The 20934-nt window shown below is 60.4% G+C and carries 25 protein-coding genes and 3 pseudogenes; 15 read left to right on the top strand and 13 right to left on the bottom strand.

Annotation, left to right across the window (positions count from 1 at the left end; translation table 11 throughout):
* Window positions 1-32 precede the first annotated feature (32 nt).
* The 3 genes from P3T25_RS41740 (at window position 33) to P3T25_RS41730 (ending at window position 4298) form a co-directional block, all read left to right on the top strand.
* Window positions 33-1520: an ATPase domain-containing protein gene (locus tag P3T25_RS41740; RefSeq protein ID WP_216674273.1), complete on the top strand. Its 1488-nt coding sequence runs from the start codon at window positions 33-35 to the stop codon at window positions 1518-1520.
* Window positions 1507-3570 carry a hybrid sensor histidine kinase/response regulator gene (locus P3T25_RS41735; RefSeq protein ID WP_171927244.1) on the top strand — a complete coding sequence of 688 codons (2064 nt, stop codon included), beginning with the start codon at window positions 1507-1509 and terminating at the stop codon, window positions 3568-3570. Before P3T25_RS41740 ends, P3T25_RS41735 begins: the two co-directional genes overlap by 14 nt.
* Before the next feature lie 551 nt (window positions 3571-4121).
* On the top strand, window positions 4122-4298 hold the full coding sequence (locus P3T25_RS41730) for a hypothetical protein (protein WP_429363075.1): 177 nt from the start codon (window positions 4122-4124) through the stop codon (window positions 4296-4298).
* Between the two features lie 26 nt (window positions 4299-4324).
* On the opposite strand, the gene P3T25_RS41725 is transcribed toward P3T25_RS41730, so the two are convergent.
* From P3T25_RS41725 to P3T25_RS41705, 5 genes and pseudogenes are all read right to left on the bottom strand, one after another.
* Window positions 4325-4831 carry a hypothetical protein gene (locus P3T25_RS41725; protein WP_429363073.1) on the bottom strand — a complete coding sequence of 169 codons (507 nt, stop codon included), beginning with the start codon at window positions 4829-4831 and terminating at the stop codon, window positions 4325-4327.
* A gap of 35 nt (window positions 4832-4866) precedes the next feature.
* Complete coding sequence (locus P3T25_RS41720; protein WP_154566213.1) at window positions 4867-5211, bottom strand: DUF1488 domain-containing protein; 345 nt, start codon at window positions 5209-5211, stop codon at window positions 4867-4869.
* Window positions 5208-5777, bottom strand: coding sequence for a DUF4142 domain-containing protein (locus P3T25_RS41715; RefSeq protein ID WP_429363071.1), 570 nt, complete (start codon window positions 5775-5777; stop codon window positions 5208-5210). Before P3T25_RS41715 ends, P3T25_RS41720 begins: the two co-directional genes overlap by 4 nt.
* 97 nt (window positions 5778-5874) lie before the next feature.
* The gene (locus tag P3T25_RS41710; protein WP_429363069.1) at window positions 5875-6426 is read right to left on the bottom strand and encodes a type 1 glutamine amidotransferase domain-containing protein; all 552 of its coding nucleotides are present in this window, start codon (window positions 6424-6426) and stop codon (window positions 5875-5877) included.
* A gap of 69 nt (window positions 6427-6495) precedes the next feature.
* Window positions 6496-6940, bottom strand: a pseudogene (locus P3T25_RS41705) (chemotaxis protein).
* Between the two features lie 131 nt (window positions 6941-7071).
* On the opposite strand from P3T25_RS41705, the gene P3T25_RS41700 reads away from it, so the two are divergent.
* Window positions 7072-8361 carry a DNA topoisomerase IB gene (locus tag P3T25_RS41700; RefSeq protein WP_429363125.1) on the top strand — a complete coding sequence of 430 codons (1290 nt, stop codon included), beginning with the start codon at window positions 7072-7074 and terminating at the stop codon, window positions 8359-8361.
* Window positions 8362-8411: 50 nt separating this feature from the next.
* On the opposite strand, the gene P3T25_RS41695 is transcribed toward P3T25_RS41700, so the two are convergent.
* Together P3T25_RS41695 and P3T25_RS41690 are read right to left on the bottom strand one after the other, a co-directional pair.
* Entirely contained in the window at window positions 8412-8708 is a 297-nt protein-coding gene (locus P3T25_RS41695) for a hypothetical protein (RefSeq protein ID WP_429363067.1), read from the bottom strand.
* Window positions 8709-8915: 207 nt separating this feature from the next.
* The gene (locus P3T25_RS41690; protein WP_429363065.1) at window positions 8916-9107 is read right to left on the bottom strand and encodes a hypothetical protein; all 192 of its coding nucleotides are present in this window, start codon (window positions 9105-9107) and stop codon (window positions 8916-8918) included.
* A gap of 261 nt (window positions 9108-9368) precedes the next feature.
* Here P3T25_RS41690 and P3T25_RS41685 point away from each other — a divergent pair, with 261 nt between their 5' ends.
* From P3T25_RS41685 to P3T25_RS41665, 5 genes and pseudogenes are all read left to right on the top strand, one after another.
* Window positions 9369-9599 carry a hypothetical protein gene (locus tag P3T25_RS41685; RefSeq protein ID WP_154566218.1) on the top strand — a complete coding sequence of 77 codons (231 nt, stop codon included), beginning with the start codon at window positions 9369-9371 and terminating at the stop codon, window positions 9597-9599.
* Window positions 9600-9770: 171 nt separating this feature from the next.
* Window positions 9771-10299: pseudogene (locus P3T25_RS41680) on the top strand (PRC-barrel domain-containing protein).
* 162 nt (window positions 10300-10461) lie between these two features.
* The gene (locus tag P3T25_RS41675) at window positions 10462-10860 is read left to right on the top strand and encodes a DUF3175 domain-containing protein (RefSeq protein ID WP_429363062.1); all 399 of its coding nucleotides are present in this window, start codon (window positions 10462-10464) and stop codon (window positions 10858-10860) included.
* A gap of 135 nt (window positions 10861-10995) precedes the next feature.
* Window positions 10996-12318: a cation:proton antiporter gene (locus P3T25_RS41670; protein WP_429363060.1), complete on the top strand. Its 1323-nt coding sequence runs from the start codon at window positions 10996-10998 to the stop codon at window positions 12316-12318.
* 236 nt (window positions 12319-12554) lie between these two features.
* On the top strand, window positions 12555-13136 hold the full coding sequence (locus P3T25_RS41665; protein ID WP_429363058.1) for a BPSL1445 family SYLF domain-containing lipoprotein: 582 nt from the start codon (window positions 12555-12557) through the stop codon (window positions 13134-13136).
* A 288-nt stretch (window positions 13137-13424) separates the two neighbouring features.
* Here the strand turns inward: P3T25_RS41665 and P3T25_RS41660 are convergent.
* Window positions 13425-13712 (bottom strand): annotated as a pseudogene (locus P3T25_RS41660) (hypothetical protein); the annotation flags it as partial.
* Between the two features lie 49 nt (window positions 13713-13761).
* On the opposite strand from P3T25_RS41660, the gene P3T25_RS41655 reads away from it, so the two are divergent.
* Entirely contained in the window at window positions 13762-13980 is a 219-nt protein-coding gene (locus P3T25_RS41655; protein WP_429363056.1) for a high-potential iron-sulfur protein, read from the top strand.
* 894 nt (window positions 13981-14874) lie between these two features.
* Complete coding sequence (locus P3T25_RS41650) at window positions 14875-15861, top strand: hypothetical protein (RefSeq protein ID WP_171927236.1); 987 nt, start codon at window positions 14875-14877, stop codon at window positions 15859-15861.
* 343 nt (window positions 15862-16204) lie between these two features.
* Here the strand turns inward: P3T25_RS41650 and P3T25_RS41645 are convergent, their stop codons facing one another.
* Window positions 16205-16438 (bottom strand): hypothetical protein, encoded by a 234-nt coding sequence (locus P3T25_RS41645; RefSeq protein WP_429363054.1) that lies wholly within the window; start codon window positions 16436-16438, stop codon window positions 16205-16207.
* Here P3T25_RS41645 and P3T25_RS41640 point away from each other — a divergent pair.
* Entirely contained in the window at window positions 16431-17153 is a 723-nt protein-coding gene (locus P3T25_RS41640; RefSeq protein ID WP_429363123.1) for an IS6 family transposase, read from the top strand. The genes P3T25_RS41645 and P3T25_RS41640 overlap by 8 nt on opposite strands.
* A gap of 492 nt (window positions 17154-17645) precedes the next feature.
* Here P3T25_RS41640 and P3T25_RS41635 read toward each other — a convergent pair whose 3' ends face one another.
* Window positions 17646-18224 (bottom strand): glycine zipper 2TM domain-containing protein, encoded by a 579-nt coding sequence (locus P3T25_RS41635; RefSeq protein WP_266258829.1) that lies wholly within the window; start codon window positions 18222-18224, stop codon window positions 17646-17648.
* 327 nt (window positions 18225-18551) lie between these two features.
* Window positions 18552-18839 carry a hypothetical protein gene (locus tag P3T25_RS41630; RefSeq protein ID WP_429363121.1) on the bottom strand — a complete coding sequence of 96 codons (288 nt, stop codon included), beginning with the start codon at window positions 18837-18839 and terminating at the stop codon, window positions 18552-18554.
* On the opposite strand from P3T25_RS41630, the gene P3T25_RS41625 reads away from it, so the two are divergent.
* From P3T25_RS41625 to P3T25_RS41615, 3 genes are all read left to right on the top strand, one after another.
* A complete protein-coding gene (locus P3T25_RS41625) occupies window positions 18832-19215 on the top strand; it encodes a hypothetical protein (RefSeq protein ID WP_429363052.1) in 384 nt (127 codons plus the stop codon). The genes P3T25_RS41630 and P3T25_RS41625 overlap by 8 nt on opposite strands.
* A 41-nt stretch (window positions 19216-19256) precedes the next feature.
* Window positions 19257-19379, top strand: coding sequence for a hypothetical protein (locus tag P3T25_RS41620; protein ID WP_429363050.1), 123 nt, complete (start codon window positions 19257-19259; stop codon window positions 19377-19379).
* Window positions 19380-19640: 261 nt separating this feature from the next.
* The gene (locus P3T25_RS41615; RefSeq protein ID WP_429363048.1) at window positions 19641-19778 is read left to right on the top strand and encodes a hypothetical protein; all 138 of its coding nucleotides are present in this window, start codon (window positions 19641-19643) and stop codon (window positions 19776-19778) included.
* Window positions 19779-20159: 381 nt separating this feature from the next.
* Here the strand turns inward: P3T25_RS41615 and P3T25_RS41610 are convergent, their stop codons facing one another.
* Window positions 20160-20378, bottom strand: a complete 219-nt coding sequence (locus P3T25_RS41610; RefSeq protein ID WP_429363046.1) for a hypothetical protein — start codon at window positions 20376-20378, stop codon at window positions 20160-20162.
* Window positions 20375-20815, bottom strand: coding sequence for an SET domain-containing protein (locus P3T25_RS41605; protein ID WP_429363044.1), 441 nt, complete (start codon window positions 20813-20815; stop codon window positions 20375-20377). The genes P3T25_RS41610 and P3T25_RS41605 overlap by 4 nt, the downstream gene beginning before the upstream one ends.
* Window positions 20816-20934: the final 119 nt, after the last annotated feature.

Raw genomic sequence — 20934 nt, 5'->3', positions numbered from 1 at the left:
ACGCTGAGACAGGAATCACAGGCACGAGACCCATGGCCCGAACCGGCGTGCCGGGTTTAGACGACGTTCTGACCGGAGGCCTGACGCAAGGAAATCTTTTCCTGCTCGAAGGCGAACCTGGGACCGGAAAAACCACTATCGCTCTGCGTTTCCTGCTGGCGGGCGCGGAGGCCGGCGAGCAAGGTCTTTACATCACGTTGTCCGAAACAGAACAGGAACTGCGCAACGGTGCAGCTTCTCACGGCTGGAGTCTGAACGATAAAATCGAGGTGTTCGAGGTCGTGCCGCCGGAAAGCCTGCTTGACGCCGACCAGCAGCAAAGCCTGTTGTATTCCTCCGACCTCGAACTTGGAGAGACCACCAAACTGATTCTGGGCGCTTTCGAACGGGTGAAACCAAAGCGCGTGGTCCTCGATAGTTTGTCGGAAATACGTCTGCTCGCTCAAAGCTCGTTGCGATATCGTCGCCAGGTTCTCGCATTCAAGCATTACTTTTCGCGCCATGGTGCGACGGTCCTGCTGCTCGATGATCTGACCTCGGACGCCGCGGATAAAATCGTTCATAGCGTCGCCCACGGTGTTATCAAGCTTGAAGAGCTCGCGCCTGACTACGGAGCCGAGCGACGCAGGCTCAGAGTCGCGAAGTACCGCGGCCACGTGATTCGCGGCGGTTATCACGACTTCTCGATCAAGAAGGGCGGCATTTCAGTGTTCCCGCGCCTCGTCGCGTCAGAATATCGGACGAAGTTCGAGCGCCGGCAGATAGCCAGCGGTGTCGCCGAACTGGACGCACTCCTTGGCGGTGGCGTGGAGAAAGGGTCCAGCACGCTGGTTCTTGGACCAGCCGGCACAGGCAAGAGCACCTTCGTGCTCCAGTTTCTTGCCGCAGCGGTCGCACGAGGTGAGAAAGCGGCGCTATTCGTCTTTGACGAGGAACTCGGCCTGCTGTTTAACCGAACCCTCTCAATGGGTTTTGATCTGGAAGCGATGCGCGACGCGGGCAACCTCCTTATCGAGCAGGTTGATGCCGCGGAACTGTCTCCTGGTGAGTTCGCTCATCGTGTACGTGCGCGCGTCGACCATGCGCAGGCAAGAACCGTGGTCATCGACAGCCTGAACGGCTACCAGGCTGCGATGCCCCAGGAAAACGCGCTGGTGCTGCATATTCATGAGTTACTCCAATATCTGAACAGGCAAGGCGCGACAACCTTTCTGACCGTGGCGCAGCACGGCCTGGTCGGCGATATGAAGGCGCCGGTGGATGTGACTTATCTCGCGGATACAGTCATCCTGCTGCGTTATTTCGAGGCCTTGGGCCGGGTGCGACGCGCGGTCTCCATCATCAAGAAACGCACCGGCCACCACGAAGAATCCATCCGGGAGTTTCGCATCGGCCAGACCGGCCTGATCCTTGGCGCACCTCTGGACGATTTTCAGGGGGTGCTGCGCGGCGTGCCGACTTTTGTCGGCAATACCGGACCGCTGCTGACCCCGGGTGCAACCGGCAATGAACCCGACTGACCGCAACCTCTGCCCAGCATTGGTGTTCACGCCAGCAGGGCGGGACGCCTCCGTCGCGCTTGCCCTTCTGCGAGAAGCGCGAGCGGAAGCGATTGTATGCCCAGACCTTGTGCGTTTCTCTGCCATGCTGAGCGACGAGATCAGTTGCGCGGTCGTAACCGAAGAGGCGCTGCGCGGCGGTGACCTCCGTGCGCTAGCGGCTTGGGTTGCAGCACAACCCCCATGGTCAGATTTCCCGTTCATCGTGCTGACCCAGCGTCGGGGCACGCCGGATGGAGATACACGACTCGCTGAGCTATCGACGATGCTCGGGAACGTGACCTTTCTCGAGCGTCCGTTTCACCCAACGACATTTATCAGCGTGGTAGGCACCGCATTGCGCGGCCGGTTTCGACAGTTTGAGGCCCGGTCCCGCATTGAAGAGTTACATGAGGGCGAGGCGCGCCTGCACACCGCGCTCACTGCTGGCCAACTGGGTTCGTGGGAGTTGGATCTCCTGACCTCCGGCCTTATCACGTCGGCCACCTGCAAGGCCGTCTTCGGACGTGTACAGAACGCGGATTTCTCGTATGGGCAACTCGTCGCGAGCATCCATCCCGACGATCGTGACCAGGTGCGGAACGCCATGGGCGAGAGCTACGAAACAGGCTGCGATTTCGCGATTGAATGCCGCACCGTCTGGCCCGATGCAACCCTGCATTGGGCTGAACTTCGGGCCCGATTGGTACGCGACGGGTCACGGAGCGAAATGCGGCTTGTCGGCGTGGCATCCGATGTCACCGTACGCAAAACCGCTGAAGACAGCCTGCGTCGTCTCAACGAGACGCTTGAAGCGAAGGTTGCCGAGCGGACCGCGGAACTCGAACGTGCCCACCAGGTTGTCCTGGATGAGATCCGGCAACGTGAGCGCACAGAAGAACTTCTGCGCCAGGTTCAAAAAATGGAGATGATGGGTCAGATCACCGGAGGTGTGGCCCACGACTTCAACAACCTGCTGATGGCGGTGATGGGCAATCTTGAACTGTTGCGCAAGCAGATTCCGGACGATCTGAAGACGGGGCGTTTGATCGACGGCGCCCTTAAGGGGACCCAACGGGGCGCCGCCCTGACGCAACGTCTTCTGGCATTCGCACGGCAACAGGACCTCAGGATTGAACCGACGCACCTCTCTCATCTGATTCGCGGGATAACTGATTTGCTGGAACGGTCGATCGGATCGCAGATAGAACTCAGACTCGACCTACCTGAAGCGTTGCCGCTTACCTTGGTGGACGCTAACCAGATCGAACTCGCGTTGCTCAATCTTGTCGTCAACGCCCGCGACGCGATGCCAGACGGCGGCACATTATTGATTAGCATTGACGTGGCCAAATCGGCCGGGCGAGACGAGCTTGCAGCCGGTGACTACTTGCGTGTCACCGTTAGCGACACGGGAAAAGGCATGGACGCAGCGACGCTCGCGAAGGCGACGGAGCCCTTCTTTACGACCAAGGAACTCGGTAAGGGAACTGGGCTGGGCCTTTCGATGATTCACGGACTTGCGTTGCAATTGAACGGTTCACTACGGCTGGAAAGTGAACTGGGTCGTGGCACCCGGGCAACATTATGGCTTCCCGTTACGTCACACGATCCGATTGCGCCATCGCTGGCAGAACCCAAGCCTCAAGACAGCGCTATCGATTCGGTACATGCCACCATCCTCGTTGTAGATGACGACGCCTTGGTTGCAACAAGCACGGCGTGCCTGCTTGAGGACTTAGGGCACGAGGTCATTGAAGCGGACTCCGGCGCAAATGCACTCGAAGTACTGAAGAACGGGCAGAAGGTGGATCTCCTCATTACCGACTACTCGATGCCAAAGATGACCGGAGTGCAGTTGGCCATCGCTGCACGTGAATTGCGACCGAACCTCCCGATTCTCCTCGCCACGGGCTATGCCGATCTACCCCCAGGGACAAGCGTGGACATCCCAAGACTGCGCAAACCGTATCAACAGCATCAGCTCGTTGTAGAGATAGCCCGGGCTCTACAACACGTTCGCTCTGGCTAGCTTCTTTGCGGACCTGATGGACTCGCTTGCCCTGAGGGTCGAGAAATAGAAGCCGGGAGCGACTGCGTCCCTTTTATCTACGCCTATCGCTTGTCGATTGTTGACGATCGTCGCTGTAGTTAGGAATCTCAATTAGTGACCGAGTGGGCGTCTTCTGGCAGAACCTAAGAAAACAGCGGCAGGATTCGACGACGGTTTGGCGCCGACGTCGCGGGGGGACGTGAATCGACTAGGCGCTGCAGCAATTTTCTCGCTGGCCGAGCCTCCGGTTCAGATCCGACAGCGCTCGACAGACGGACGTGCGCGCGGGCGTCCCCGTCAGTGCCAGTTCAAACCGGTCCAGTAGTTCCGGCAGATTCACTTCCCCTGCACTTTTTCTTGCGAACTTCCGCTTCTGCATAAGGCCACTCCCCTGTATGTGTCGACGATACGCGCTGGCGTCGACGTCACCGCCAATCGTCAGGATCCAGCGACATCTATTTCCTCGCGCTTACGCCAGGAGCACCGTCGGATGCAACGCCCTTTGGCAACGGTGGCTTCAGCACGTCGGGATGGAAAACCACATCCAGAGGATCGTCATCAGCCAGCAGATATTCAATAAACAGTTCTTCACCGGCCCCGATCGGCCGGAGCGTGTGGACGAAGAATCCGCCTGCGGCGTGCCCGGAACACGTCGCCCGATTGGCGGCTCGACAAATGCAGGGCCGTCCTGTCGTCCGCCTCGCTGAAAACTTCAGCGAAAAGCGCCCTTAAATCAAGGGCGTTTCTCGTTGAATTCGCTGAGCGGCTCCGGCCGCTTGCGCGGATCGAAGTCGGCCCACCGCCCTTGCTGCCAACGGCCGGTCGCACGTTCGATCGTCGCGCCTGCCGTGTCGCGCAGCACCCGTGCGGCATCCAGCTGATTGTCCGGCGACACGTGGACGGCGACCAGCACACCGGAGTCCCGGATTTCTTCATAGTAGGACACCCAATGCCCGGGCTTCCCGGCTTCGAGAGTGCGCGACATCGCGCCGACCAACGACCCGACATACGCCCCGACCCCGGCCGCGATGAGCGACACGGGAAGCGGCGACAAAAACGCCGCGAAGATCGCAACGCCGACGACTGCTTCCACCACCGCACCAATCGTGACATGCTGGCCGCTCGAATTGACGAAAAACAGGGTGGCGTCCTCTTCGACAAGACCCCCGTTGAAGAGCCATTGCGCCGCGTCCTCAGCAGCGGGAGATCTCGTAAAGCGCGCTGCGACGATGGGTGACATATGGCCTGCTTTCATCCTTGAATAGCCGATGCGGACTATGCCGTGGTGCCGCGATCGGGTTCCATGCCTTCCACTCTGAACAGTCCGCTATGTAGCACAACGCTTTCTCCGTCGTTCTGGCCGAGCGCTTCCGCGCAAACCGAACGGATGCGATTGCGGCCGTTGTCGAAGGCGGCCATCAAGGCGGGTTCCAGCGCGGAATCTGCGCCAAAATGATCTTCCAGTGCCTCGGCGGTTATCGTGCACTCAACCGGCTCGCCATCGATGTACGCCACAAAGCGCACTGTCAGATTCGCGCCGTCGAAGACCGCGCGGTCGTCGGGAAAAGTAATGTGCATAAGGGAATCCTCATAGGCCAGCCGCAGCAGCATCACGTTCATGATGGACCCTTCACTGCGCCGGCGAGTTTCTGCGCCATCGCGAGTTGATGTTTGATTGTCGGCAATGCGTGAGTGGCTGCGGCCTTCAGTTGCGCGTCAGTGCCGCTCTGGCTCTCCTGCTGGAACAGGTCAACCGCTCGTTGATGCGCTTCTACCCCGATCTGTTCGACGTAGGCCTGATCGAATTCGCGGCCCTTGAGCGTCTGCAGTTTGCCGACCAGTGCTGAATCGGCGGACTGCGCCGTGGCCAGCCCCTTCTTCGTGGCGAGAGCGGCCACGCCGTGCGAAAGTTTCGTATGGTCAACGATCATTTGCTGTGCGAATGTCTTGACGTGCGGATCACTCGAATTCCTGAGCGCGATTTTGCTTGACGCGATCTCGGTGGCGTCGGACTGTGAGGCATCCTGCACGAACTGCTGGTCTGCCGGCGAGAGCTTCGTGCCGCTCATCGGCGCATCGTTCGCGGGTGCGTCACTCGCTTGCGCGTACGCAGCGCCGATCAACGCTGCGCCCAGCCCCAGCCCCAGCGCAAGCGTCATCATTTGCAGGGAATACCGGAATTTCATGCATTTTCTCCTTGGTGGACATATCACGGACTCAGGCTGAACGACGAGGTGCAGCATTTAACAGAACGTCTGCACGCCTCGTGCAATCAAGCTTCGCTTAGCCAGCCTTGCGCTTTGACAATTGCGCAATCAGTGTCTTGGTGAAAGCTGGAATATCGTCAGGTTTGCGGCTGGTAATCAGATTGCCGTTCTCGACTACCTCCTGGTCCACCCAGGTGCCACCCGCATTGCGAATATCGTCTTGCAAACTCGGCCAGCTCGTTACCGTGCGCCCGTTGATGATCCCTGCCGACACTGGCAGCCACGTGCCGTGGCAGATCACGGCGATCGGTTTCATTGCGCTGTCAGCGGCCTTAACGAAAGCCTGTGCCTGCGGCAGCAAACGGATGGCGTCGCCGTTCACCACACCACCCGGCAGTACCAAGGCGTCGTAGTCGTTTGCAGTGGCCTCGTCGAAGGTCGAATCGACCTCGATGGTGTCACCCTTCTCGAGATGATTGAAACCCTGGATCTTGCCAGGCTTCGCTGATATGACGTGGACCGTTGCGCCAGCCTCGGCGAGCGCGCGTTTCGGTTCGACCAGTTCGGCCTGTTCGAAGCCGTCGACGGCGAGTATCGCCACCTTGCGAGCTTTCAGCGTTTTAGCCATGCGTTTTCTCCTTCAACCTAGATGCAGGGAGCGGGCGCCTGACACCGCATGTTCCCTTCGCTTGCCTGCTTAGCCAGCAAAAGATATGCCCAGGCAAAAGCGCGCGGAAAGCGAGGCGCCGGATGCCTGGCGGGCACAGTCTTGGCGACCCGTCGGGTCCTCGTCGAGGTCGTCATCGTCAGTTGCCAATGAGTCGACGATTCGATCTGGTTCAATGTCGGCGTCGTGGACCAGCCCCGGATCGCTGTCGGCCGCAGCCCGCTCGCCTGTGCCTGAATGGTCCGTGTCACTGCCGAGATCCGTATCGCCAGTGTCGAGCGCTTGGTTGTCCAGTTCGAAATCGACATCGAAGTCATGACGCTTCGCGCCGACAACATCGCTGCCGCTTTTCGGACGAATCGCCCGGACCGCGCGCACCTGTTGTGCCGCCGGTTTGCTTCACTTGCTGTCGCGGCTCCTCGTCGGGATTCCGCGTGCTGCTCGTGACGCTCTCCTTCGTTTGTCCATTGCCCACGGCGAGCAATCGGCGGGACTGGTCCGCCCGTGCATCCTGCGGTGCCCGGCACGCGCACCGGGCACCGCCTTTGCTTCCAGCGAGACATCGGCGCAACCCGCGCCTCCCGCTTGAAACTTCTACCTGCAACGATGGCTGCCACGACCGACCCGACCCAGCGCCGCACTGACGACATCGCCCAGCAAGCTGCCCCTGCCGCGATGCCGCCCGGTCTGCGGCATTCGGACGACACCAGGCCCGGCTACACGCGCAGGCGCGAAAAAGATGGCTTCGCATACTTCGACGTGAGCGGCCAACGCATCGACGATGCAAGCGAAATTGATCGCATCGCCGCATTGGCAATTCCACCGGCGTACGAGGACGTATGGATTTGCCCCGACGCCCGCGGTCATTTGCAGGCAACCGGCCGTGACGCGCGCGGCCGCAAGCAATACCGCTATCACGCGCGCTGGCGCGACTCACGCGACGCCAACAAATACGAGCGCATGGCCGCGTTCGGCCGCGCGCTGCCGAAGATCCGCAGGCGCGTCGCATGCGACCTGAAGTTACCGGGCATGCCGTGCGACAAGGTCATCGCCGCAATCGTGCAGCTGCTTGACACGACGCTCATCCGTGTCGGCAGTGTCGAATACGCGCGCGATAACCAGTCGTACGGCCTGACGACGCTGCGCAAAAAGCATGTGAAGATTGAAGCGGACCAGGTGCGCCTGAAGTTCCGCGGCAAGAGCGGTATCGAGCACGATGTCACTGTGCACCATCCGCGCGTCAGGCGCATCGTGCGGCGCTGCGCCGAATTGCCGGGCCACGATCTGTTCCAGTATCTTGACGAAGACGGCACGCGCCGCACTGTCGGCTCGGCGGACATCAACGACTACCTGCGCCGCGCGACCGGTGGGGATTTCAGCGCGAAGGACTACCGGACCTGGGCGGGCAGCGTCTATGCACTCGCCGCGCTGCGGCGGCTGATTTGCAACAGCGCGGCGGAAGCACGCCGGCACTTCGTCGCGACAGTGAAGGACGTCGCGACGCTGTTGCGCAATACGCCGGCGGTATGCCGGCGCTGCTACATACATCCGGCCGTGATCAGCGCATTCGAGGCGGATGAATTGCAGGACCTGCCGCCCGGCCAGGCGCGTCGCGGTCTGAAAGTGGATGAAGCGGCGTTTGCCGTGCTGCTCGCGCAGGCGGACAAGCGTGCCGCGAAGCTCGCGCGTCAAGCAGACGCCAGGGGTCGCAAGACGCGCGACTCGGCGGTGACCGGCGGCATCGAAGGCTCGCTGACAACGTTGCTGAAGAAGTCGCGTACGGTGCGCAAGGCAACCGTTGCGAAACCCACTGGCAGATCCAGCTCGCTAACATCTCGCCGTGCGGTCAATGCAGGCCAGGCGGCGTCCTCGCGCGCGGCGAGGCGGCCTCGTTGAACACGTCGATTACGGGCTGCGAGCAGAGAAGATGCGGCGCGCGGGCCGCCTCAAGCTTCTTCTTCGAACGCTGCCATCACTAGCCACAGGTCGCGCTCGCCGCCGTGAATCTCGGCGGCGAGCGCGTAGGGATCGCTCGGTCCGCAAACGCGCTCGAGCGCCCGGTGCGCGACCTCGCCGTCGTTGAACACACGTCCGGACAGTGGACGCACTTCCTGTTTTCCCTCGCACGTCCGCTGGTTCCAGCGATACACGAGTGGCTGCGATTTCCAGTCACGGAAGCATTCTCTGACATGCGTGAAATCGCCGCCACAGATATTCATCTGGTAATGGATTTTTGAGTCCATGATTGCATCTCCGCGATGCAAGCGCACGCGCTTGTTCCCACCGTCGCGAGAACCGAGCGGCATGCATAGATTGCACCGATACAGCCGGAGCAGTATGTCCGCGCCTGTCCACCTCCTCAACCTGCCTATATTGCCGCTCCTGCGTCTGCCTGGTCATGAGGCATTTCAACCCAGACCGCCCTACCGCAAATCGGCGCCGGACCAAGGTCATTGGCTCGCGCCCGATTGCGCGGCGGCTGCGGCGGGCATGCTCGCCTTATCGGCTGCACCCGCTGCGCCGCTACTCGTGTCAGCGGTGCTGCCGGTCGCCGCGTGACCGCCCATCACGCCGCTGCTGCCCAATGCGGCGCCGGCGTTGTCGCTAGAGGAGGGCTTGCAGCCGCCTACGGCCGTCAACAATACGAGCGCCATCACCATCAGTAATTGTTTGGCCGTGCTTTTTTGGTTAGCTTTTTCAAGATCTCTCCTTACTCGACGTCTCCGTAGGGTAAATGCGGCATTCAACGCTTGCGACGCAACTGTTGTTGCTGTCACCAGTGATCAAGCAAGGTCGGCGCCTTCCGGGCGTGCGCTCTCGGAAACAGCAACGATGCGGGCGTGGAGAACATTGGCACGCGGCGTGCGTCGTCTTCGTGCATCAGTGTCTTTATGGTGAAAGCGATGCAAACCACGCCGATATCCAACGAGGTCTCCAGCACACCGGGATCGGAAGACGATCAGGCACCACCGAACGACAGCCACAATCTGCCCGAGTTGCCCGATCCCGCGGAAGTCGGCGAAGACGGTCAGGCAGCGGAGACGCCGACCACGCGCAACGCCGCATCGTCCCTGATGCAGCGCAAGACGTGTTTCTTCTGCATACGCAGGAATGCGTGCAAAAACGTTCATTAGTTTTACTTATCTATTCATACGAAAAAATTGCAAACCAGCCAGTATCCTTTACGCGCGCCGTACCGCGGCGCGTCGACCTTCCTAGACCGTTGCCCGCGGCTGCACAACCGAAGGAACGCCCGTTGCTGCGACACCCTTACACTCAACCTGTAGAGGAGGAAGATCATGCCGATGCCGATCCAGCCACAGACGCAAGGCAACCTGCGCCAGCGCCAAGGCGCACGCATTGGCGGCAAGGGCAGCGCAAGCGCGGACGGTCCCGGGGCCGGACGTGATGGCAGCAGCGACCCTCGATGGCAACAAGGTGCTCAGCAGTGACGGCAAAGACATTGGCGAGATCAAGGACATCATGCTCGACGTCGGCTCCGGCCGCATCGCGTATGCGCTGTTATCGAGCGGGGGCTTTCTCGGCATTGGCGACAAGTTGCTGGCCATTCCATGGCGCGCGCTGACGCTCGATACGCAACAAAAATGCTTCGTACTGTCGATGACGGCCGAACACGTGGAAAACGCTCCGGGCTTCGATAAGGATCACTGGCCTTCTATGGCGAATCAGACATGGGCCACCTCCGTGCATCAGTACTACGGCAGCGAGCCGTATTGGGGACGCGATCCGTTCAACCGGCGCGACGATTTGGGCGTCGCCGAGATTCCGGCCGGATCGTCGGATGCGTCGAAGGCCGGCGGCCTGAAACTGTAATCCGGCCGCTGTTGCAGGCTGGTCCGGACAGCTTCAGGTTCGGGGCTTGCTCACCGTGATCTGCCGGCAATCCTTCAACGCGATGTCCGGCGCGTTTCGCTTTGAGCACGCGAAACACACGAAGCGCTCCGCCAAGCGACTTCACACGAAGGAGGCAAAACCATGGCCGCCAGCAAACCGAAACATCCAGTCGCGCGCGGCAAGGCGGGACGCCCGCCGCGCCAGCGGCATGCGCGAGCGCATGCGCACGCCAAGGCGAAGACCGTCAAAAACGGCGCCACGAAGAGTGAACAGAAATGGTCGCATCACGTAATGGAAACCAGTGACGCGCTGGATATCGAGCACAACATTTTCAAAACCGGCAGCGCGCAGTCGATTGCGAAGTCGCTCAAACGTTCGTCGACGCAGAGCCGCCGCCGCAAGGGCACGCCGTTCCAGTCCGCGATGTCGATGCTCAACTTCTATATCAACCGCGCGGGCAGAAATTTGCCGAAGACGCGCCGCGATACGTTGCAACAGGCCAAGCGCAAATTACGCGAAGCGTTCGGACGTTCGCCTTGAGGCGCCACCGCGCCCACCATCGGTCCGATAGCGTCCGATGCCATACGCGCAGGCGCGGCCGGGCATCGCGCGGAATGCGCGCCTTTCAACCGGCAACGCGTGCAATGTTCGCGCGCCAGCCTCAAGCGGATGCTCATGCACGAAGAATCACTCTGGTTTCTCATCGTCGGTGCTGTGCTTGTTTTCATAGGCATTGCGGCGACGACTTTGCGTCGGCTGCCCTGTAGCGCTGCGATGTTCTACCTGGCCACCGGTTACGCGCTCGGGTCGCCGGGCATTGGTCTGCTGCGCCTCGATATCGCCGCCGACGCGCACCTTCTTTGCACCATCACGGAAATCGCGCTGCTGGTGTCGCTGTTTGCGATCGGTTTGCGCTTGCGGCTAGGAGTCCTCGAGAAGCTCTGGACCGCGCCGCTGCGGCTCGGCTTCCTCGCCATGCTGGCGACGGTTCCACTACTGACGCTCGTCGGCGTCTTCGTGTTGCATCTCGGCTGGGGCCCGTCTTTGCTGCTCGCGGCGATTCTCGCGCCAACCGATCCGGTGCTGGCTCACGACGTCCAGGTGCACGATCCTGGCGACCACGATCTGCTGCGCTTCGCGCTATCCGGCGAAGGTGGCCTGAACGACGGCATTGCACTACCCTTCGCGATGCTGGGCCTCGCGTTATGCGCAGCGCCTGCTGCCAATGCCGGCGACGTGCTGACCTTCACGCTCGCGGGCAGCATGGTGTGGGGCGTGGCCGGCGCCATCGCGATCGGCGGGCTGCTCGGTTGGGTCACGACGCACGCGGTTGCATGGTTGCGCACGCGCCATGCGCAGGCACTCGGCCTCGAAGGATTTTTCGCGCTCGGCCTGATCGAACTCACGTACGGCGCTGCCCAACTCGCACATACGTACGGCTTTTTAGCGGTGTTCGCAGCGGGTGTCGCAATGCGCCGCGTCGAGCATCGCGCGAGCGGGGGAATTTCGCCTCGCAAGGCAATCGGCACGGTCGATTCCGAAGACATCGACGCGACCGCAACGAATCCGAGCAAAGCGCATGCGTATATGACGGAATCGGTGCTCGGTTTTACGATCGAACTCGAACGCATCGCCGAAGTCGCGGTGATGGCGATGGTCGGCAACGTGCTCGCCAATCTGCAAGTGCCGCTGTTCACATGGCAAACGGTCGCGCTCACCGTCGCGCTGTTCGCGCTGGTGCGACCGGTCTCGGTGGAATTGTCGCTGCTGGGATCGAACGCGACACATACCCTGCGACGGCTGATGAGCTGGTTCGGGATTCGCGGCATCGGTTCTTTCTACTATCTCACGTACGCGCTCGAGCACGGCGCCGCTGCGGACATCGCACCATTGGTGCCGCTCGCATTGGCCGTTGTCGCGACGTCGGTAGTAATACATGGCGTCTCGGCCACGCCCTTGATGAACTGGTATCACCGGCTGCGCGGCAGCGAAGATTAGCCGCGCGAACTCGTACCCGCGAGCCTCGATCTGCTCGATCGTCAATCGACGAGGCCGGCGTCCTGACGGCTTCAGGTCATGCGGCTGGCCACCTGTCACATGCACACGGCACGATTGATGCTGAAACATCAAAGTGCTGGGTAAGGCTTCCCGACTGCCGCTGCTGCGGGTCTTCCCACACGCTGGGCTCTTACCTGGGCAGCATGAATGCTGTTTGCTAATGCAGGAGAAAGATCATGCGCAGAAGACAGTTCATCTTGACCACCAGTGCCACGCTCGCGGCAAGCAGCCTCGGGCTCACTGGCTGTACCACCACGTCAGCGTCGAAGGCTTCAGACAATGCCGATAAACGCCATTCCATCAACGCCGGTGTCGACTTGACGCTCGCGCGTCTTTATACCACCGTCAACGGTTCGCACGAGCTCGTTTCGAAAGCTCGTGGCGTGCTGGTGTTTCCATCCGTCATCCAGGCCGGCTTCTGGATCGGTGGCCAGTACGGAGAAGGCGCGTTGCGCGTTGGCGGCCAGACGGCCGGGTACTACAGCACGGCCGGCGGCTCGTTCGGGCTGCAGATCGGCGGGCAGTCCAAGTCGATCGTCTACCTCTTCATGACGCAGGACGCGCTCGAACGGTTCCGCGACAGCGAGGGCTGGGCAGTCGGTGCCGACGCGACCGTTGCGGTGATGAAGGTGGGGGCGAACGGCAATATCGATACGTCGACCGCAACCGCACCGGTGCAGGCGTTCGTGCTAACCAATGCCGGCTTGATGGCCGGCGTGTCGCTCGAAGGCACCAAGATCACGCGGCTTCGGATCTGACGGCAGGCTCGACGCAACGATAGCGGCAGTTCTTTGCCTGCAAGCCCTCTATATCTTGACGCGAGGCACCGAACGCTTGGCCAGGCGGACCGGCATCGCTGCCGCCTGTGAAGGACACGTTCTGATGGTACAGCGGCGGATCGCCGCCCTCCCCGGCACCGCTTGTCCAAGCCCTTCCGGCAAGTCCGTGCAACGCCGCGTTTATGGCGACGCGTATCTGATTTCGGGCAGCGCCTTCAGTCGCTACTTGCCTGCCGATCGGCGATGGCAGATTTCGAGCGAACACCTTCAATCGTTCTTTCCCGATCGATCGAGACGCTTTCGCATTGCCGCGATGATGCGCTGCCGGCACTTCGAGTAGCCGGCCCACGGGTCGCTCTTAAGCGCGTCAAGGCGCTCGCGCAGATTGCCGATGGTCCATTGATCAACACGGGTCGTGAGTCGTGTGCTCGACTTCATTCCACGCAAGCGGCACCGAAACGCCCAGCCCTGCCCGTGCGCCGAAAACGCCGAGATCGTGCTCGAACCGCGATTGCTGCGCATATAGTCGACAAGGATCTTTTTGTTGCGGTTTTGCTGCCTTGGATGGCCGGTTATACGGCACGCATCGGCGCAAGCGGGTCCGGTGTTGGAGTCAGACACCAACGCGCAGGCACTCGGTTACAGAACCGATGCGACGAGGGTCGACAGGGGGCGGCTCCCGAAATATCAGGCTGGGCAGACCTGCGCCAGCTGCCAGTTCTTTCAGGGCAAGGCAGGTGACGCCACCGGGCCATGTCAGGTCTTTGCGGGCAAGCTCGTGAACGCAAAGGGGCTGTGCAGTTCCTATGTGACGAATGCGTGAAAGGGGGCGCATAGCACGTAGTTACGCAGTCCGTCACAAATGCCTCTGGCGGGTATGGTGTAGATCCTCATTCGTTTTCTCATCAGCCATACTCGTGCGCCATCTGGCGGAACAGGACTCTGTCGCTTTCCTGGTTTCCTGAGAAGGAACCATGCAAGGACCGACGCGGCCCAGCACAATTCAGTCCGATATCCGTTTCGGTCGACGTGTCACAGGCATGGTTGTTGCGTACGTGAACAAACTGAGTGAACGTAGAGTGCGCGACCGTTGACGGCCAGATAATGCGGATGCGGACAAACACGAAGCGTGCACCGATCCGGGGAAGTTCCGATTCCACGAATCCTTGTAATTGTTACTGCCAGCGATGAACCACGCTCCAGCCTCACGACATCGTCGGGCATTGATCGTCGTGCCTGGCGTCCTCCGCGATTCGGGTGGCTTTGCGGACGGACTTTGGGCCCTGTCAGTTCGTTGCCCGACAGGACAGCTCAGGGTCGCCACGCTGTGGCAATTGATTCGGCCGTATACCTCGCACCTGATACGGACCCGCGCACGTTGTGACCGCAAGGCGGGTTTCGAGGAACTCAGTCTGGTCTTTGCCGGAACGCCGGGCGAAACGTTACCCGCGATGGTTGACCATCTTGCCGCGCAGTCATGGGTGCTCCATGCGTGGTTCGTTCCATGAACACCTTTACGGGTGCTTCCACTAACGACGTTTGATGAATCTGGAGATCCTGATTGACGGGTTGCCTCACAGTGTACTTGGGGGAGGAGTGTGAGACGCTGTGGTGACGCGTAATCGCGCTGCGACGACCGGACAGTGAAGGCAGCGCCCGGAAAAGCCGGGAGTCTGCCAGAAGGATAGAAGAGCAGTGTTGAACCTTCAGGAGCAACATGAACTTATTTCCCTGCACGCTAGTTTATGTGGATCTCGATGCGAGCCCCGGTCCCAATGCAACGAATCGCGACCCTCTGTCGTACGTGAGTCAGGCGATCTGCCTGAACAACAGTTTGCGACGGGTGGGCATGCCGACGCTGACCATCATGAGCAACGCGCCCGCCGAAGTCGCGCGACGGCTCGACAGCATGGCGCCGGAGAATCGTCCGGCGCTGATGAGGTTGAACGCGACCATCGAGTTGTCGAAGGACACACCGTTCTACGCGGCGCATTTCAAACTGGATCTGCTGGATCAGGTCGCCGGCGCGTTACCCGCCGACACCATGCTGCTGCTGCTCGACACGGATATGGTAGCGATGCGGCCACTCGAGCAGAAGCTGATCGGGCGATGCGCTGAAGCAGGTCTCGGCGCGTTCGACATCTCCGATCAGGTATTTCCGGCGTATGGGAGCGAAAAGGTGGTCGCGGATCTGGAAATCGTCGCGGGCCGGCGCTTCAGGAATCCGCGCTGGTACGGCGGCGAGTTTCTGCTGGGTACCCCCGCGGCGTTGCGCCGGCTGGTGCTGCTCGCGCGCAGCACTTACACGCGATATGTCGGTGAAATTGACCGGTTGGGGCATCACGGTGACGAAGCGTTTATCTCGGCGACACTGAACGCACTGGCCGATGAAGGACAGGGAATTGTCGAGGTCGGTGCTTACCAGGCGGTAGGCCGCCATTGGCCCGGTAATAACTATCGCGACCTGCGGTGGTTTCGCGGCTGTTCGTTCATCCACCTGCCGGGCGGCAAGGCGTTGCTTGAGAAAGAGGCGCGTTCTGCCGGATTCGTGCCGCAGCGCTTCTGGCGCCGGGTGCAAGCGGCGCACCTGCGTGGCCGGGCGCGGTATGCCTTGAAATGGATCGCCCGCGCTCTCGGAGTCGAGCGCCCCGTGACGCGTTTTGCTTGCACGATGCGTCGCCTGAAAAGCCAGACAATGCGGTAACAGCAGGCGGAAGACCCGGCACTGGCGTGCTGCATGGAAAATCGCCCGACTGTCGCGCTAGTTACAGGATCAATTTGGCTTAGCAGAGCGATTCAGTGCGATCCTTATCGGCTCACCGTGCGCGCAAAGGCAGGGGACTTGAGGGTAATTGCGGCCTGGCAGATTCTCGGTTGCGAGGCACACTTGGCGGACCACGTTCGGATCCGTGTGGATAGCAGTCATTGCTACGAAGAAGTGACCATTACGTTCGCGGCCGTGTCGCCAATACACTCGCGGCTATGATGGGCCGCCTGATCACGCGACCGTGGGCGCTCAATGCGTACTTTTATCCCTGAGCATTGCCTCAGAGGTAAGGACTTCCAGTGTCCTGTACTTCCAGAAGCATGTCGTCAACATAGAGCTCGATCGAGCAGGCGCCTTCTAGCGGAGGCGGCTTGTACTGTTCGTCAAAGCGTTGCCGGACGGAAAGCCCCAACCGGTCCCGGAACGCCCTGCGCTGGGCGGTGCCCAGGCTCTGTCGCGCTAAGGCGGTCATGTAAAATTCGGCAATCGAACTTGAGATGACCGCGATGGCCATGACGGGCAACACGCCGCGCAAGACATTACCGCCAGGGATCCCGAAAGTGTTGAAGCGACTGCACTATCCTCTGGACGTGATCCTGCTGTGTGTGCGGTGGTACGTGGCCTACTCGCTAAGCCTTCGCAATCTCGAAGAGATGATGGCCGAGCGCGGCTTTGAGGTTGACCACTCGAGCGTGCATCGCTGGGTCATCAAGCTCATACCGCTGTTCGAGAAAGCTTTTCTCCGGCACAAACATTCGGTCGGCAAGAGCTGGACGATGGATGAAACCTACGTCAAGGTGCGCGGTCAGTGGAAGTATTTGTATCGCGCAGTGGACAAGGCCGGTAACCCGGTCGATTTCCTGTTGCGTGCGCATCGCGACAAGGCTGCCGCGCGCCGCTACTTCGAAAAGGCCATCGCTCGAAACGGCGCGCCTGAGACCGTGACCACGGACAAAAGCGGGGCTAATCGGGCCGCGCTGCAGGCCATCAACGCGGAGCGGGAAACGCCAATCAAAGTCCGGCAGGTCAAGTATCTGAACAACATCGTCGAGCAGGATCATAGGGCGATCAAACGCCGGACCAGGCCCATGATGGGATTCAAGGATCTCCGGTGTGCCCGCATCATCCTGTCAGGCATTGAGACGATGCACATGATCAGCAAAGGTCAGATGATTGACGACGGCGTCACACGAACAGCTGCCGCCCAGTTCTATTCTCTGATGATGTAGCAATCCTTATCATAAAATATTTTTTGCCTTGTCGACCTTATCGCGACACAACCATTTTTGTCCACTCCAATTGACACGGCTAGCGCCAATTGTGAACAGCAACACTCCGAGTGGAAGCAAAACTATCACCTTGACTCCACTTGGCCGCATCGCGCTGTGGTGCAGCCAGTGACAGATTTATTGCGCTCTACGCCATAAGGCGATTCAATGATTGGAATAACTACAAGTTCTGGCGATTCTCATATGCAAGGTGGCGAGATCGGGCGCGCAGAAGCGAAGCCGGATTAGCTGCCATCTGATTTCGGTCAGATTTATATGAGCATGCGATCCTGGCGCGGGCGCACGCCAGTCAACGAGTATGCAGACGCGGGCAACTCACAATGCTTCGGGGTCCGGAAATACAGGCCGGCGCATGCTGCGTCGGAACGACTGGCCAGCCAGTGAAAAAACTCGGCGAAGCACAGGCACCGGCCATACCGGCAAGCAGGTCGATCAGGAACGGTCCAGCCGGTTTCCGTCAATCCGCACGCGGTCGCCCGGACGGAGATCGCCGGGTGAGGGCACGTCGAAGGAGCGTGACGATCCGTCATTGAGTTGAACAACGATTCGATACGCGCTCGGGGCCGCATTGCTGTACTGCCGGCCAATCTGATTTCCGGCCACCGCGCCGCCGAGCGCACCCACTACGGTCGCCACGTCGCGGCCATGCCCGCCGCCAAACTGGTTGCCGACCACACCACCGACGACCGCGCCGACCACCGTGCCCATTACACTGCCCGGGCTCACCGCATTGGATGTGGCGAGAGGCTGAATTCCCGAAACAACCCCATACTGAAGTCCGTAACCGGAGCTTGCAGGAGGCGCGTTGCCATAGGCGCTTGCGCTATCGACTGGCTGTGGATAGGTTGGCTGCACATACGCCGGCTGGGCATATGCGGGTTGCGCATAGGCAGGCTGCGCCGGACTCGCACCGTACGGCATGTTTGCGCCAGGAACCACGCATCCACTCAGGGGTAAAGCTGCGCACAGCGCGATGTAAAAGATTGGTTTGGCAAATTGAGTGTTGTACATGATGCTCTCGACATCTTGACGCCGCATGTCAGCGGGCAATGTTGAAGTTCGGCATGGAGTATAAGGAAGCGTTGCCGAATATTTTCACTGCGCCGCGTAACAGTGTGTAAGTTGTTCCGCCGCCAACGCTCAAGTCAAACGCATCGCCTTGCTGACTTGTGAAGCATCGCCTTGCTGACTTGTGTAGTTTCTCGGGTGAGCGGCGTCGCGGCGTCACGTTGAGTCGACCGCTTGATGTGTGCCGGGCACTAAGCAAACGGGGGTGCCGGAACACAGCCGCTCGAACGCACTTACGTCCTTCCTCGCGGCCGCAGTTCGAAACGCTGATCAGCACTCGCCTTTTTTCGCATGTCCCGGCGGACAGTGATCGGGCCCAAGCCCGTGATGGCGATGACGCTCTTCCCATTCGTCGCGATCCCAGTAGCGGCGTCCGTCGCAGTAACGGTCGCCATGCCAACCCGGCGACACGACGACCACCGCTGCCGGAGCGACCACGTCGGGCGGCGGCACGCCAATTGTTGAACATCGGCCAACCACATTGACCACAGCTGCCCAACTAGCGAAGCGCAGCTGATCAGGTCGGTCCGATCTGATTCCGTACAAGCTTTTGAACATCACCGGCATCATCTACGGTCTCATTGGCGTACTGGTATTGTCGGAGATGGTCGCAAAAAGCGATGCGATGAAGGCATTCATGGTCCATTGGGTGGTGGGCGTGCTCATCTGGGCTCACACGGTTACCCCTATCGGTGCCCTGATTGGTGCGAGCATCGGTCACACACTTCCATCCGCCGCGATCACGGTGAAGTTCTTCATGTCGTTTTTGTGCTATTCGGTCGTCGTGCTAGGAGTCGTGGAGTCGGTGGTATTTTTTCCACGGTTAAGGCGCTTTCAAGCGCTTACATCGCGTGCGCAGGCATTCGGCCTGATCCTACTTATCACCGGACTTGTCGTGCAGTTGAACGCTGCGCTGCAGAATTTCAACGACTAACATTCTTTGCGGCACCGCTTTGGACACCAAGGAAAAGCCATATGAAACTCATCCCAATTGCGCTATCCCTGATCCTCACTGGCTGCGGCCATGCATCGCATGATGCTTCGCCCACGGCATCAGGCCACTACCAACTGGCTGTGGATGGCGGCGGCAATGCGTGAAGACTAGATACGAACACGGGAGAAATGAAGCGCTGTTGGCAAGGCACCTCACCAGCAAAAACGGCGCCGGGTTGCTATACCGCGACTCAGGAGTGACGCGATCTTCCGCTGACTGATGACGCACCGTTATCAGCTGGCCATCCGTTCGCTGGAGTCAGAATACGCGAGACCGGTCGCTGAACCGTGCTCGACACGTTGCACACTTTTGCCGAGCGCGGGTAGATGCTCGCCGCGACATTACCGGCGAACCTGGATAGTTTTATGGCTTGGAGTCACTGGCGGCGCAACGCCGGCGCTCGTGCGGGACTTCGCGTTTGCGACGGCCTGCGCATGAGCGAACTGGTCGGTACCTATCTCGGCAACAATGAGACCGACGCCCGGGGCGGTCATTGGGCTTGAACGCTGCGCGACGCCCACAAACCAGAAATGCTCGAAAACCGCTCGATGTTCCTGGCCGATTCAGTGGGACGTGCCAATCCCCCGTCGGAGCACCACTCACGAAAACAGTGGCAAAGATTCGACGGTGGTTTGGCGCCGACGTCGCGAGGACGCGGATCGACTGGTCCGTGCAGCCGTTTTCTCGCTGGTCGAGCCGAGCCGCCAATTCAGATCCAACAGCGCCCGACAGACGGACGTGCGAGCGGGCGCCCCCGTCAGTGCCAGTTCAAGCCGGTCCAGCAGTTCCGGCAGACTCGCTCCCCCTGCTCTCTTTCGTGCGAAGTTCCGCTTCTGCATAAGGCTGCTCCCCTGCATCTGTAGAGATACGCGCTAGCGTCAATGTCACCACCAATCGTCAAGCTCCAGCGACATCTGTTTCTTCATGTTTACGCCAGAAGCATCGTCGGATACATCTGCCTTTGGCATCCATGGCTTCAGCACATCGAGGTGGAAAACCACCTCCACACCGATCCGGACAAATCCATCATTCTCCCGCTTCGATACCTCGGCCCTTTTCGGGATAGCGACGCTGCCCGGTACCTCTTCCGCCACCCTGTTCACGCTGCGTCCGCCAGCATCGACTGACGGCAACCCGCAGCGGCACACCGGCACGCGTATTGCGCCCGAAGTTCCTCGTCCGAAGGATCGTCGATGGCCAGCAGATATTCAATGAACAGTTCTTCGCCCGGCTCGATGGTCCGCAGCGTGTGAATGAATATCCGTCCCTGATCCTCGATGGTCTCGCAGTTCGGTGCGCAGGCGTGATTGAGCCAGCGTGCACTGTTGCCACCGCGACTCCCGTCGATCACGGTCCCGTCCGATAGTCCGAACAGAAACGTATGTCCATCAACGCCTTCGCGTCGGTGACGGCGCACCGCATTGCGCCATGACGTGATTTCACCCTTGTACTGCAGCACGCGCTCGCCTGCGGCGAGCGGCCGAGCGGCGAACACGCCCCTGCCGTGAACAGACGATCGCCGGACGATCACACGTTTCATGGTGTTCTCTCGATTGACATGCGCGCCAGTATAGAAGAGGCAGTGCGACGTGCGAAGTCACGTGGAGGATTGTTTCATCTGGGTTGCCCAGAAGAGAAACCGATTGTTCCGTCAATCGT

Origin of the sequence: Paraburkholderia sp. GAS32 (assembly GCF_050434225.1) — a bacterium.
GTDB lineage: Bacteria > Pseudomonadota > Gammaproteobacteria > Burkholderiales > Burkholderiaceae > Paraburkholderia > Paraburkholderia madseniana.
This window is presented reverse-complemented; position numbering and strand designations above follow the sequence as displayed.